Below are 13,243 nucleotides of genomic sequence, written 5' to 3' on the forward strand. Positions count from 1 at the left end.
ATGATTGTCATTGGAAATCATATGTGTTGCGGAACCCTTACTTGCTCTGTTACAGACTGATCCTTGAACATAACATGAATACTGCCAACGATATGGATGCCATTGTTGTGAACCTCATCTCCATATTTACGATCCCGCTCTCACAGGTGAGATTCGATGATAGTACTGCGATCAACGCTGTGAGTTCCATCAGATAGATGGATAACACCGTGGAGATGTCATCGAAGAAGACTTCTCCTACAATCTCTGATATAGGGCCAAGCATCACGACACTCATCGCAAGGATCAACGGTGCGAATACCGATGCGGTGCCTGTCATCATATCCAGCATGCTCTTCAGCCTATTGCCTATATCCTTCCTCACGGAATCCTGATCCTGCAACTGATGAGCTATCGATGTTGCAAGTCTACCTGCATCGCGGATATCCTTATTGGATGCGTTGAACACGTCGCAATACGAATCGGACATGAATCTCGATATCGGATTCAATACTGTCCTTATCGCCGATGCGACATCCCCTCTGCATAGAACGAGTTCCCTCTTCATCTTCTCAGTGATATGCGCCATATCCTTTCTAGCTGAGAATGATGATATCAGCGCGATATCGAAATTATCTCCCATGGATAGTCTATTTCCCAATTCGAACATCGCATCCATGAGCAATGCCTCATCCCTACGTCTCTTAGATTCAGAATTGATCTTTCTCATCATCACCATTGATGATAACACACCGGATACTACACAGGAATATGCGATGGAATCTGCCCTTTCGACGCCATTCCTTTCGAAGATCATGAACAACGGTATCGTCAAGAGCATCGGCAAGAGATATGTTATGTCCGACATGGATGACTCGCTGATTATGAACGGGTTCTTCCTTCTCATGAATACTATCATTGAAGCTACGACCGCGGGTATGAACACCAGGATCACCATTGTGATAACATTGGAATCCAGTGCTTTGACAGCGAATTGACCTCCGAGATTCAACATCGGAAGTATCGATATCAGGATCATCGGCAGCATTATGCCGAGACCGAAGATCAACGTACAAGGGCTGCTGAGGCTTGAGCTGTATGCGTCGCCGATCTCCTTCAATCCTTTCAGGACTATCGATTCCGCATCCCTCATCATCGATCTTCTCTCATTGAGATCCAATGATTCGGATGCTGCCATCATAAGGCTCATGGATCTTCTGAAGGGAGCTGCTTCCGCAGGCAGTGTGACAAGCATACGATTGATATTCTCCTTTATGTATGGCTCTTCTCTACAATCGGCATCCATTGTGATGTCATTGAATAATGTTCTCATAAGAACGGGGCCGTTCTCGGATACGTCCCTGACGGCCATCTCAAAGGAACCTCCTGATGACAGGACCACGGACATCATCCCTATGACCGTCGGTGCCTCGTTCATCAGTTTGTAAGGATTGATCATTGATCATTCACTCCGAGCTTCTTCTTGAATGACTCCAGGACATCATCGGAATCTGTGATACCAGATGATATGCATCTGGAAAGGTGATCGTTCGCAAGAATGATCCATTCCGGATTGCTGTATCCGTCATTGACTTCGATCGCTAGTTTCGATAACAATCCCCTCATCTTTGCTCTAGACTTTATCTCCTGTTCGACGTCACCCTTCGCCATGGATGTCGATTCCATGATACGTCTCATCGCCGGTGATCTGTACATCCCTTTGTCGACGGATATGAATTCGCCGATCGTGTCCGAAGTGGATACGAATTCGACTATCTTCCTCGTCTGTCTGTTTGTACCTCTCTCCCTCCTCGTCCCCATCACGATGAGGAAATCCGTTGCCATGAATGATTCTGCGGGTATGCCGATATCATGCACCACGCGTTCATACACGCCTTTCGCAGAATCTCCGTGTATCGTACCCATTATCGAACTGCCTGCACGACCAGCCCTCATGCTCTGATACAACGTTCTGGCCTCATCTCCTCTGACCTCGCCCAGAATTATTGCGGATTCACCCAATCTCAGCGAGACCCTCAATGCCTCATCCGCCCTCTTGCTGACATCGCTGTTCATCCTCTCGTCTATCAGCATGGATTGGACCTTGTAACCCATCGAACGCATCACATCACCTGGTAATTCCAATGTGTCTTCTATCGTCAATATGCGCTGTTCTATTGGCATCTCGAACAACATCGCTGACAGGAGAGAACTCTTCCCTGCGCCCCTTGCACCGCAAACGAGGAATGTACAGCGGTTGTCGACAAGGAATGATATCAAACCGGCATCATGCTCATCTATCGTACCATTACCTATCAATTTGGTCAATGTCCATGGAGTGGTCGAATGCTTCCTTATGGCTACCGAATCCCCGTTCGGACTCATCGGATATCCTACGATGGTCGCCCTGGCCTGATTGTTGCACATGTTCGTCTCCATCACAGGAGACGATTCGCAATATGGCAATCCACTATCGCGCATCAGAGTGTTGATCAGATTCCTTATCTCCCTCTCACTGGCGATGAGATTGGTCCTGCACCTCATGTGCGTATTGTATCCGCTCACGTTATCCAATGTTACGTAGATGCGATTCTTATCGCAAGGTGCGTCGATGTATATATCCTCCAATCTTGGATCCTCCAACAACAGTTCAAAGATGCCAAGTCCTATCGTATACCTCACAACAACATCACACAATTCCCTGATCGCGTATTCGAAAGAACATCCGCCCGATATCGCATCATCGATGATGTCACGGTTCTTGATCAGGAATTCTTCGGCAGATCTCCTCACGTCATTCGTGTTGAAACGACCGCCATCCTTCCGATACTCATCCCTGACATAGGATATCGTATCGTTCACAAGATCCGATAAAGATAGCGAATAAGTGTATTCATTCGGCATTATGTTGTATTCTATCTCGCCATCATCCGCATCACCGATGATGATCCTTGAGTGGTTCGTCCTATATTTCTCAAGAACCGCGATATCCTTGTTGTCCCCTATGGACCATGTATCCGCATACGGTGGTTTGATCATGCGATATCTTCTATCGATGTTCGAAAGGATCTCCTCGATCGTTTTTCTTTTGAATGAAATGTCATCGCCTTGTTTGACGACATCGGGATCGTCATCGGATATCGGTACGCCATTGGAATCCGCTATCCTTCCGCTATCAGGCGAGATGGTTGTCTTGACGATGCGTGGCATGATTAGACCCCAACGATTCTATTGGCAACGAAGGACATCTCTTCCATCAATGATGAGAGATCGTCACGCAAGACCTTCAATGACGATGTCACTGCTCCTTTGCATTGATCATATGATTCGCAATCGACCGTCACATCATCTATGGATGCCATCAATGAATCTATACCTTCGACGGAGAGGTTGGCCCATATCGTATCGATCACAACGCCCTTTGATAACGGACATTCGAGACATCCTTTCTTTCCGACTGATAACGTGTTACAGGAATTCGGTATTGTTGTGATCAATCTGCGTATGATGTGCGCAGATTCTCCCCTAAACTGTATATCCACAGAGGAACGGAATATGATATCATCGGCATCCCTATCCGAGAGTCTGTCCGAGCAACATCTCAAACATAGCGAAGATGATATGTTCGGCTTGGAATCGCACTCCCTGCAATCTATGATGTTATCGCACGGATCGATGATGTCACGTGAATCCTTCCGTTTGAACACATCCTTCAATGATATCATATGGTGGGATTCCGACTGTCCAGATATATCTGCGAGATACTAAAGTTAACAATTAACAAACAGGTCACGGCAACCCTTGTATGTTCTCTTTGATGTACTCTATGAATCTCCGGCTTGCGGCTGACATGGAATCCATGTCCGTATAACCCAATGATATGGTCCTGTACAAAGGCGGGTCCAGATCCTTTATCCTCACATCGTGGTGTGTATCGATCAGTACCAATTCCGCTAAGATACTGACGGCCATCCCCAATTCCACCATCCTCATGATGGTGTAGTCATCATGTATCCTGAATTTGATGTTCGGTTCCAGACCTTCATCGGAGAATGCTTCCAACACCTCGCTGTACGAACCCGTCTCCAGAAGTATGAACGGATCATTGGAGATATCCCTCAGTCTGATGACATCCCTGCCGGATAGTCTATGGTTCGACGGCAGTATCGCAACCATCTTCCCCTCCTTGAGCTCCTCCGTGTGTATGTCCGATACTGCGGATTTAGCAAGGAATCCGAAATCCACATCACCGTTCTTGATCCATTCCTCTATTGATGTGTAATCGCCCTGTTTGAACGAGAATTTGACGTTCGGATACATCCTTTGGAATCCTTGGATCAGTTCAGGCATCCAATGGCATGTAACGCTTGCCAATGTGCCTATCGTTATCGATCCTCTGACAAGATGGTTGACCTCCTCGGCCTGTTCTACGACAGCGACATAATGTCTGATCATCCTGTCGATGAACGGATAGATCTCTTTCCCCTCAGGCGTCAATTCGATACCGTTCCTTGAACGCCTCAGCAATACGATGTTCAGCTCATCCTCCAACGATGAGATCGATTGACTGATCGATGATTGCGTACATCCCAACGATCTTGCCGCTTTCGTGAAACTGCTGTACGACAAAACACGTTGTAATGCGATATACCTCTTCACCAACATACATTAGATTTTCTTATATTAAAATTAGTAATATTTCAATTTTCAATATATATAGGGTTTACTCATTTATGGCGTATCAATCCGCGTCACGAATGTGGGTTATTTAGTGATACAGATGAGTAGTACCGAAGATATCATAGAAGCCTTGACTCCAGTCAACGATTGGGTCTGGTATGTAGCATTCGTATTCCTTGTCGGGCTAGGACTTTTCTTCACATATAAGATCAAGTTCCTTCAGATTCTAAAATTGAAGGAGACATCAAGTCTAGCTCTATCGGGATCGAGTGAGGGTAAACGCACACATAAGATCACATCTTTCGAAGCCTTCTGCATAGGACTTGGCGCCCGTATAGGCGTAGGTAACATCGCGGGAGTCGCATCAGCAATCGTATTGGGAGGGCCTGGTGCAGTATTCTGGATGTGGATCTTCGCCATCATTGGTTCCGGAAGCAGTTTCATGGAATCCACATTGGCTCAGATATACAAAGAGAAGAAATCCGATGGTAACTTCCACGGAGGACCTGCATACTATGCAACAAAAGGTCTCAAGAACAGAAAATTGGGAGTCCTCCTCGCATTCCTTACCGTCATAACATTCGGTATCGGATTCGTTGGTGTACAGGCAAGTAACGCATCAAGTGCACTCGTCGGTGCATATTCATTCGATCATGCTGAGGTCATCTATGGTGCTATCATCGCCGTCGCAGCAGCAGCCATCATCTTCGGTGGATTGAAGAAGATCGGTAAGTTCTCATCAAAGATCGTCCCCATCATGGCATTGATCTGGATCATCTTCGCAATCGTTGCAATATGCTTCAACATCGGCAACCTCGGCAATGCGATATCCATGATCTTCGTCGACGCATTCAGCGCGCCATCCTTGATCGGAGGTGCATTAGGTACCGTCATCATGAGCGGACTCAGGAGAGGTGTCTTCTCCAACGAGGCCGGTCTCGGTTCCGTCGCCAACATCGCATCGACAGCTGATACGAAACACCCTGTGAAACAGGGAATGATCCAATCCTTCGGTGTCCTTGTCGACACACTCATCGTCTGTACGATCACAGCATTGGTCATCCTCTCATACGGCAGCTATGAATCCATCATGGCACTCGGCCTTACGAAATCACAGCTCGTACAGGCAGTCGTAGCATCCACACCGTTCGGTGAAGCTGCAAAATACATAATCGCCGGATTCATGATGGTGTTCGCATTCACGAGTCTTATCGGATACTACACGATGAGTGAGTCCAACATCCGTTTCATCAAAGATGACAAGAAGGTCGTCTTTGCGATCCGTGTCCTCATCATCGCCGTAGCGTTCATCTCATGTGTATTGGGTGCAGACCTCATGGAAATCGTCTGCGACACATTCATGGCCGCGATGGGTGCCGTCAACATGATCGCCGTTGCTCTATTGAGCAAGAAGGTCTACGAGGCCTACAAGGACTACTGCGATCAGAAGAAGAACGGTATCGAAGAACCTGAATTCCATAGGGACGTCCTCAGCAATAATGAAGGCGTCACCGAATGGGAATGATGGAAAGACAGGGGGAAACCCCTGTCACAACCTTTTTCCGATCGGTATGACGCCGATCCTATTCTGATCATCATATTACACACATCTGCTCCGTCCTCGATTACTATATAAATAATAACACGATGGACGCCACATGGAGATTTTAGCACCAGCAGGTTCCCCGGAAGGTCTAGTGGCCGCCATAAAGGGCGGATGCGATGCAGTGTATTTAGCAGGAAAGAGTTTCGGTGCTAGAGCATTCGCTAGCAATTTCACGGATCAAGAACTCGAAGGTGCGATAAAGTATGCGCACGAACACGGCGTTAAGGTGAATGTGACCGTCAACACACTGATCAAGAATTCAGAGATGGAGGAAGCAGTACAATTCGTCCAATTTCTGAAGGACATAGGTGCAGATGCGGTCATCATACAGGACATCGGTCTCTTGAAAGCGATAAAGGACATCCCTATCAAGAAACATGCCTCCACGCAGATGGCAGTACACTCCAGAGCAGGCCTTCAATGGTGCGCCGATAACGGCATGGACAGGGTCATCCTGGCAAGAGAACTCACCTTCGACGAGATAGCAGATGTCATAAAGGACTCGCCTATCGAGACGGAAGTGTTCGTACAAGGTGCGATGTGCTACTGTCAATCAGGAGGATGTCTCTTCTCATCCATCGTCGGAGGAAGGAGCGGTAACCGTGGCGAATGTGCCCAACCATGCAGGAAGAAATATGAATCCGAGGACAGGAACGGATACATCCTCAGCAATGCGGACATGTATTGCATAGATTATCTGAAGAAATTGGATGAGATCGGCGTATCATCAGTGAAGATAGAAGGAAGGATGAGGAGTGAGGCGTATGCATATCTCGCATCACGCGCATATTCACTCGCATACAAGGATCCTGAGAATCCGGAACTTGAGAAGACCACGGGATTGCTGAAGACCGTGTTCAACAGAGGATACTGTCACGGATACTTGGATGGAGTATCATCTTTGGTCCAAGTGACATACCCTGACAACAGAGGATTGTTCATAAAGAAGGTCAAAGTGAAGAACAGAACATTCTCCATCAAGGATACTGACCTCCATACAGGCGACGGGATATCGCTGTTCGACGGAGATATGAAGATCGGCGGATTCAAGATACTCACTTCAGGCACGGATGTCACATCCCCGTTCAAACTGCAGGATGGATCATATGATCTCTACAGGACCTACGATCCGCGCATAGATGAGGTGAAGAATCTCATCGGAAGGCCCCCTAAGCTCACCGGTGACACGAAACGCTCTAAAGTGAAGGTATCCGCACCGAAGATTGAACGTGCGAAGAATCCGTCCAAACTATCATTCTACGTCTCCACTCTGAAGATATTGGACATCGTTATGCCTTACGCTGACCGCATATACTACGATGGTAAGGATTTCGATGAAGCATTCGCAAGATGCAAAGGAACAGGAGTGGAATGTGTGATGTACCTCCCCAGATTCTCTTACAAGGAAGACATTCCTGAGGATAAGGATATACCGATCATGGCCCACAATATAGGTCAGGTCGAAGCCGCCAAGGGACATAGAGTATACGGAAGCTACTTCATCAACATGTTCAACTCGTTCTTCCCCAATGATCTTCATCAGACCACATTATCGGTAGAACTTTCCAAAGCGGAGATTAAGGATGTCATATCAAGATATGACGGGAAGGTCGAGGTCATGGTATTCGGCCGTCTCGAACTCATGATAACAAGGGACCCGCATCTCAAGAATGGTACGATAAAGGATGACAAGGGATATGTCTTCCCTGTGTACAGGGACAGATTCGGATTCACGCACATATTGAACTCTTCCGACCTCATGCTCATCAACTATCTCGATGACCTTGAGAGATCTGGAGTGGATTCATTCGGTATCGACCTGAGGAAACGTCCTGTAGAACTTGCCACCCTTGTCTGTAAAGCGTTCAAGGACAGGGACTTCCAATACAATGAGGAGATCAAGAAACTCTGTGGCGGGACCGTAAACACAGGACACTATCTCCGTGGCGTCTGATTAACTGTTAACTGTAATATCTGTCCTATAACAGCGAACCGTCCGATCACATCAGTGTGATCACCGACAGGAAAGGCCTAGGAGGATTCATGGAAGCTATGGTGGCTATGATGATCGTCACCATCGCAATGACATCGTTCATCAGCTTGATCGCCTACAATGAACTCCCGACATTCAACGATGATGTGATGATAGACACATCATATCTGAGATTCACCGTTGTCGATAACAAGATCACAGGGGACATACAGGACCAGATGGAACTATCTTGTGAGAAATATGGCCTTCTTGGAATCAATGTCGATGTGAGATTGATAGGGCCGTTGTTCAATGATGAAAAGAGGTATCAATGCGGCATCACGGATAGCGAGAACAACAGGGTGAAGAACGGGACATTGAGATTGAGTTGTGATGACGGTTCGATCGTACTTGCATCCTATAAGGTGACGCAATGGTATTGAATCGTAAGGGAAGCATTGCGATGATCGATGCGATGATCTTCATCATCCTACTTTCGGCGGTGTCCGTGACCATGTTCGCGAACATAATGCCCGATAATGTTCATGATGGACCGAACGCAAAGACGGTATGCGATGATCTTTTCAGCATGAAATTGGATTCATCCACATTATTCGATACCGAGGACACACAGGTCCTCCCTGTCAGCACACTGATCGCTGCCAATATGAATTCTGGACATAAAGAAGAGATGAGATCGTTCATAAAGAGAGTTATGGACGATCTCGTCCCTGATATCTATGGTTATGACATCAGCATGACCTTCAAGGGAGATGAGATGATTGTGGAAAGACATGCGGGAGGGGACATCTCCTCCGAATATTCATGCTCCCAACCAGTTGTAGGATCGATGCACATGGATGTGCGTATCAGACTGTATTAGGCATCCGGCCACAACTCGTGAGCCTGGTCCCTCATCTTGTACTTCAAGATCTTCCCTGCTGCATTCATAGGGAATTCATTGACGAACGCTATGTACTTCGGAGTCTTGTACCATGCGATCTGACCCTTACAGAATTCGAGCACATCCTGCTCATCGATGTTGGAACCATCCTCTCTGATGATGAATGCTCCCGGCTGTTCACCATATTTCTTGCTAGGCACACCGACGACCTGAACGTCCTTGATACCTGGACAACGATAGAGGAAATCCTCCACTTCCTTCGGATAGATATTCTCCCCGCCGCGGATGATCATATCCTTTATCCTTCCTGTGACGTAGAAGTATCCCTCGGAATCCCTGTATCCGAGATCGCCTGAATGGAGGTATCCGTTCTTGTCAATGACCTTGGCGGTCTCCTCGGGCATCTTGTAGTATCCCTTCATCACGTTGAATCCCTTACAACAGAACTCACCGACGGTACCGTCAGGACATGGTTCATTCGTCTCGGGATCGAGGATCACGACATCCACGCCAGGCAATCTCTTACCTACGGACGAACATTTCTTCTCGATCGAAGGTTCATCATAACGGGTCTGCGTCATACCAGGAGATGCCTCTGTCAGACCATACACGATGGTGATCTCCTTCATGTTCATCTTGTCAACGACCTCCTCCATCGCTTTGATCGGACAGGGTGAACCGGCCATGATGCCTGTTCTGAGTGATGAGAAATCGAATTTGTTGAACAGTTTATGATTGAGCATGGAGATGAACATCGTAGGTACACCATACACTGCGGTACATTTCTCCTCCTCTATGGACGTCATGACATCTATCGGATTGAATGTCTCGCAGAACACCATCGTTACACAATGGTTGACGCATGCCATTACACCAAGCACACAACCGAAACAATGGAACAGCGGAACATTCAGCGTAAGACGATCATCTGAACCATAGTTCATGTTCGCTCCGAGCCAATATCCGTCATTCGCGATATTGAAATGGGTGAGCATGACACCTTTAGGGAATCCTGTCGTCCCTGATGTGTACTGCATCATCGTCACATCATGCACGTCGACAGCGTCCTTCATCACGGAGTATTCGTCATCGGATATCTCCACAGCCTTGGATTTCACCTCGGACATCGAAAACATCCCGCGGTACTTCTCAGGACCAAGGAAAACGACCCTTTTGAGGTGAGGATATCTCTCTGAGTGGAATCCGTCCCTCGGTTGCTCCTTCAATTCAGGTATGAGCTTGTAAACGGTATCGACGTAATCCGTGTCCCTCACACCATTGATGAGGAAAAGATTCTCCATGTCAGATTGCTTGAGGACATAATCCAATTCAGCAGCCTGATAGTTGGTGTTGATCGTCAACAGGATAGCACCTATCCTTGCGGTAGCGAACATGAGCGTCACCCAATCAGGGACGTTAGTAGCCCATACGGCAACCTTCTCCCCTTTCTTCACACCCATGGCCATGAGTCCTTTGGCCACACGATCGACTTCCTCTCCCCATTCTTTCCAAGAATAGCGGAGATCCCTGTCGACATAAACGATCGCATCGTTATCCGGATGCTCTCTTATGCACTTGTCCAACAGATCCCCCAGCCTCTCATCACTGGTAGGATTCTTCCTAGGGATGCAGACCATATGAAACACCGTCACATAGGGCTGTACAGGACAGCAAGTATCTCTGCAGGACCATCGATGGCACCGATGAAGTGGCTGACGACAGAATTGTAGTACACGCTGTCGCCCCTTTCGAGGATGTATTCCTCCTTCCCGTATCTCACGATGATCTTTCCGTGGACGACGACCATGAATTCCTCTCCCTCGTGGGTGGACATGGCCTTCTCCTCATCCTCTTCTATCCTTATGAAAAGAGGCTCCATATGCCTATCGGACTTACCTTTACCAAGCGGATAATAGTGGTAGTGTCCTTTCGCTCCATCCCTGGAGTTGGCGGTCTCCTCCTTCCTCTCCGAATATCTCACGATGATCGGATCCGCGACATACTGGTCGTCCATGAACGTCCCCAGCCTTTGGCCAAGTGCACGTGATAATTTTATCATAGAACCTATCGGAGGATAGACGATTCCATCCTCGACGTCCTTGATGAAGGTTAGGTCCAATGAAGAGTTGACCGCAAGTTGCTCTTGGGTCAAGCCAAGATGCTCTCTGTACTTCTTCACTCTCTTTCCGACTTTGTTCATGTCAGCCATTAGTACTAACCTCACATGTACCCATAATGGATAAGTAAATAAAATTGACGGCGATATCTGCAGAAATCGCATGATATCAAAGTACTATCGGATCATAGAGGTGGTATGATGTCCCTTGTTCACAAGCCCATGTATCGACGATAGGATCCCTTGTGGATTGGTAACGTTTAATAATCATGTGAAAATCCACAGTACATGCCCTTCGCTGATGTTAACGGAGCAAGGATCCATTACGAAATGTCTGGAGAAGGTGAACCTGTCATCCTTCTCACAGGATTCGGAGGAGACATCAATTTCTTCCATTCCTTGATACCAAGTCTCTCTGACGGATATAAAGTGATAGTATTCGAGCACAGAGGTTCTGGTCAGACAGAATACACCGGCGATGTGGATTGTCAGACATATGTGGATGATGTGAGAGCACTCCTTGACCATCTCGACATCTACAAGGTCCACATGCTCGGGTGGTCCATGGGAAGTCAGGTCGCCATGGAATTCGCCATTCAACATCAGGAGAGACTGCAATCATTGACACTCGTATCCGCATTCAAGCGCTGCCCCGCAAGATCGAGTTACATGATGAATACCATGATCGATGCCGGAGTTAACGGCACCAAAGTGGAATACATATACGCGATGGTCAATGCATTCAGTTTCACGGAGGATTACTTCAATTCGAAACGTGAGAAGGGTCAGAAGGTCAAAACGATAAACACGACCACGCCTGAGAGATTGCGCCAGCAGATGTATTGTTTGGATAGATATGACCTTCGCGGAAGACTCGGTGTGATCAAGGTCCCTACGCTCTCCATCCACGGTCTGAGTGACATAATGGTGGAACCGAAGTTGGGGGATGAGGTAGCATCCGACATAAAAGGGTGCAGAGTATATCGCATACCAGATGTGGGGCATGTGATACACCCATCGCTCTATGCTGACGAATTCAGAAGATTCCTGGGAGAGAATTCAAAGCATTGATCTTCTCTTGATCCTCGCTTCCTCTATCAACCCGGGGATCCTTTCCTTGATTATCTTTGTACAAGGCCAAGTGTCATCCATGTATTCAAGGTCCGGAAGTATATCGTGACCTTCGTTTACTATCGATAAATAGACCCTGCTCATGAACATCGAGACCATGTAAGGGAACTCGTTGCATATCTCCGGTCTTCCCTTCCATATCCTGCACCTGTTATCGTCATCGAGGAATGCGCATGGGTTCGTATGTCTGAATAACCACTTACCTTCCTCGTTATCGCGTGTCAGATACTGGAACATGAATGATACTGCATCAGTCCCTGCCACCTGAGCGACACTCTCGACCTCCTCGTCACGGACTGTGATGAAGGGTTGATGGCAACACTTCCCGCACATCTCACAGGGGGATGTGTCCTTCAATGTCTGACAAAGATCATAGGCGATATCGAGGTCCCTGAGCATATCTGGAGGTATCTCATCCAGACCATCCAGGATGTATCTGTCACGATATATTGCCATCGTACCACATCAGAATATTCCTGTGAATCCGATGATGAAACCGATGACGGATGCGACCAAGGACAATGCTGTCGCTCCGATCATGATCTTCTTCTTGTCCTCTTGGACATCGGATACCCTGACGAGTGTCATCGAATAACTGCTCGCAATCATACCTATCGCACCGAACACCGCTCCGAAAATACCGAAATCCATGAGAGCGACTATGAGGGCCGCTACACCGAAAACAAGACCAACGTATGTTGTAACGACAACTTTCTGCACCTTTGTCTCAGGCTTGTAGGCCTTATTCAGTTGCCAATCACATTCTGAGCAGAATATATCGCCGTCTGCGTTATCATGACCGCATTTAGGACATTTCATATCCGCCTTAACACAATCATCGGATTAAATAGATTC

At 47.3% G+C, this 13,243-nt stretch carries 13 protein-coding genes; 5 read left to right on the forward strand and 8 right to left on the reverse strand.

The window, feature by feature from the left end; translation table 11 throughout:
* Window positions 1-49 precede the first annotated feature (49 nt).
* From ACI2NF_RS06020 to ACI2NF_RS06035, 4 genes are all read right to left on the reverse strand, one after another.
* Entirely contained in the window at window positions 50-1,438 is a 1,389-nt protein-coding gene (locus ACI2NF_RS06020) for a hypothetical protein (protein WP_400146110.1), read from the reverse strand.
* Window positions 1,435-3,189, reverse strand: a complete 1,755-nt coding sequence (locus ACI2NF_RS06025; protein WP_400151839.1) for an ATPase, T2SS/T4P/T4SS family — start codon at window positions 3,187-3,189, stop codon at window positions 1,435-1,437. Before ACI2NF_RS06025 ends, ACI2NF_RS06020 begins: the two co-directional genes overlap by 4 nt.
* 2 nt (window positions 3,190-3,191) lie before the next feature.
* Window positions 3,192-3,704 carry a hypothetical protein gene (locus ACI2NF_RS06030; protein ID WP_400146518.1) on the reverse strand — a complete coding sequence of 171 codons (513 nt, stop codon included), beginning with the start codon at window positions 3,702-3,704 and terminating at the stop codon, window positions 3,192-3,194.
* Window positions 3,705-3,768: 64 nt separating this feature from the next.
* Entirely contained in the window at window positions 3,769-4,638 is an 870-nt protein-coding gene (locus tag ACI2NF_RS06035; protein ID WP_400209951.1) for a LysR family transcriptional regulator, read from the reverse strand.
* 121 nt (window positions 4,639-4,759) lie between these two features.
* Between ACI2NF_RS06035 and ACI2NF_RS06040 the strand changes: the two genes are divergently transcribed.
* The 4 genes from ACI2NF_RS06040 (at window position 4,760) to ACI2NF_RS06055 (ending at window position 9,120) form a co-directional block, all read left to right on the forward strand.
* The gene (locus ACI2NF_RS06040) at window positions 4,760-6,184 is read left to right on the forward strand and encodes an alanine/glycine:cation symporter family protein (protein ID WP_400149845.1); all 1,425 of its coding nucleotides are present in this window, start codon (window positions 4,760-4,762) and stop codon (window positions 6,182-6,184) included.
* Between the two features lie 133 nt (window positions 6,185-6,317).
* Window positions 6,318-8,219: a U32 family peptidase gene (locus ACI2NF_RS06045; protein WP_400211225.1), complete on the forward strand. Its 1,902-nt coding sequence runs from the start codon at window positions 6,318-6,320 to the stop codon at window positions 8,217-8,219.
* An 89-nt stretch (window positions 8,220-8,308) separates the two neighbouring features.
* On the forward strand, window positions 8,309-8,680 hold the full coding sequence (locus ACI2NF_RS06050; RefSeq protein WP_400149841.1) for a hypothetical protein: 372 nt from the start codon (window positions 8,309-8,311) through the stop codon (window positions 8,678-8,680).
* Window positions 8,671-9,120: a hypothetical protein gene (locus tag ACI2NF_RS06055; RefSeq protein WP_400152901.1), complete on the forward strand. Its 450-nt coding sequence runs from the start codon at window positions 8,671-8,673 to the stop codon at window positions 9,118-9,120. The genes ACI2NF_RS06050 and ACI2NF_RS06055 overlap by 10 nt, the downstream gene beginning before the upstream one ends.
* On the opposite strand, the gene ACI2NF_RS06060 is transcribed toward ACI2NF_RS06055, so the two are convergent.
* Window positions 9,117-10,778, reverse strand: a complete 1,662-nt coding sequence (locus ACI2NF_RS06060; RefSeq protein ID WP_400146529.1) for an AMP-binding protein — start codon at window positions 10,776-10,778, stop codon at window positions 9,117-9,119. The genes ACI2NF_RS06055 and ACI2NF_RS06060 overlap by 4 nt on opposite strands.
* Before the next feature lie 11 nt (window positions 10,779-10,789).
* Window positions 10,790-11,350 carry a helix-turn-helix domain-containing protein gene (locus tag ACI2NF_RS06065; protein WP_400146531.1) on the reverse strand — a complete coding sequence of 187 codons (561 nt, stop codon included), beginning with the start codon at window positions 11,348-11,350 and terminating at the stop codon, window positions 10,790-10,792.
* Window positions 11,351-11,545: 195 nt separating this feature from the next.
* Here ACI2NF_RS06065 and ACI2NF_RS06070 point away from each other — a divergent pair, with 195 nt between their 5' ends.
* Window positions 11,546-12,328 carry an alpha/beta fold hydrolase gene (locus ACI2NF_RS06070; RefSeq protein WP_400152903.1) on the forward strand — a complete coding sequence of 261 codons (783 nt, stop codon included), beginning with the start codon at window positions 11,546-11,548 and terminating at the stop codon, window positions 12,326-12,328.
* Here the strand turns inward: ACI2NF_RS06070 and ACI2NF_RS06075 are convergent.
* On the reverse strand, window positions 12,317-12,844 hold the full coding sequence (locus ACI2NF_RS06075) for a YkgJ family cysteine cluster protein (RefSeq protein WP_400146535.1): 528 nt from the start codon (window positions 12,842-12,844) through the stop codon (window positions 12,317-12,319). The two genes, ACI2NF_RS06070 and ACI2NF_RS06075, sit on opposite strands and share 12 nt — an antisense overlap.
* Before the next feature lie 9 nt (window positions 12,845-12,853).
* On the reverse strand, window positions 12,854-13,207 hold the full coding sequence (locus tag ACI2NF_RS06080; protein WP_177972157.1) for a zinc-ribbon domain-containing protein: 354 nt from the start codon (window positions 13,205-13,207) through the stop codon (window positions 12,854-12,856).
* Between the last annotated feature and the right edge of the window lie 36 nt (window positions 13,208-13,243).

The organism is Candidatus Methanarcanum hacksteinii (assembly GCF_964305265.1).
In the GTDB taxonomy this organism is placed as follows: Archaea; Thermoplasmatota; Thermoplasmata; order Methanomassiliicoccales; family Methanomethylophilaceae; genus Methanarcanum; species Methanarcanum hacksteinii.

Bases quoted from the DNA above. Each gene is read 5' to 3' on its own strand.
- ACI2NF_RS06020 (WP_400146110.1), bottom strand. From the start codon at position 1,438: ATGATCAATCCTTACAAACTGATGAACGAGGCACCGACGGTCATAGGG.
- ACI2NF_RS06025 (WP_400151839.1), bottom strand. From the start codon at position 3,189: ATGCCACGCATCGTCAAGACAACCATCTCGCCTGATAGCGGAAGGATA.
- ACI2NF_RS06030 (WP_400146518.1), bottom strand. From the start codon at position 3,704: ATGATATCATTGAAGGATGTGTTCAAACGGAAGGATTCACGTGACATC.
- ACI2NF_RS06040 (WP_400149845.1), top strand. From the start codon at position 4,760: ATGAGTAGTACCGAAGATATCATAGAAGCCTTGACTCCAGTCAACGAT.
- ACI2NF_RS06045 (WP_400211225.1), top strand. From the start codon at position 6,318: ATGGAGATTTTAGCACCAGCAGGTTCCCCGGAAGGTCTAGTGGCCGCC.
- ACI2NF_RS06050 (WP_400149841.1), top strand. From the start codon at position 8,309: ATGGAAGCTATGGTGGCTATGATGATCGTCACCATCGCAATGACATCG.
- ACI2NF_RS06055 (WP_400152901.1), top strand. From the start codon at position 8,671: ATGGTATTGAATCGTAAGGGAAGCATTGCGATGATCGATGCGATGATC.
- ACI2NF_RS06060 (WP_400146529.1), bottom strand. From the start codon at position 10,778: ATGGTCTGCATCCCTAGGAAGAATCCTACCAGTGATGAGAGGCTGGGG.
- ACI2NF_RS06065 (WP_400146531.1), bottom strand. From the start codon at position 11,350: ATGGCTGACATGAACAAAGTCGGAAAGAGAGTGAAGAAGTACAGAGAG.
- ACI2NF_RS06070 (WP_400152903.1), top strand. From the start codon at position 11,546: ATGCCCTTCGCTGATGTTAACGGAGCAAGGATCCATTACGAAATGTCT.
- ACI2NF_RS06075 (WP_400146535.1), bottom strand. From the start codon at position 12,844: ATGGCAATATATCGTGACAGATACATCCTGGATGGTCTGGATGAGATA.
- ACI2NF_RS06080 (WP_177972157.1), bottom strand. From the start codon at position 13,207: ATGAAATGTCCTAAATGCGGTCATGATAACGCAGACGGCGATATATTC.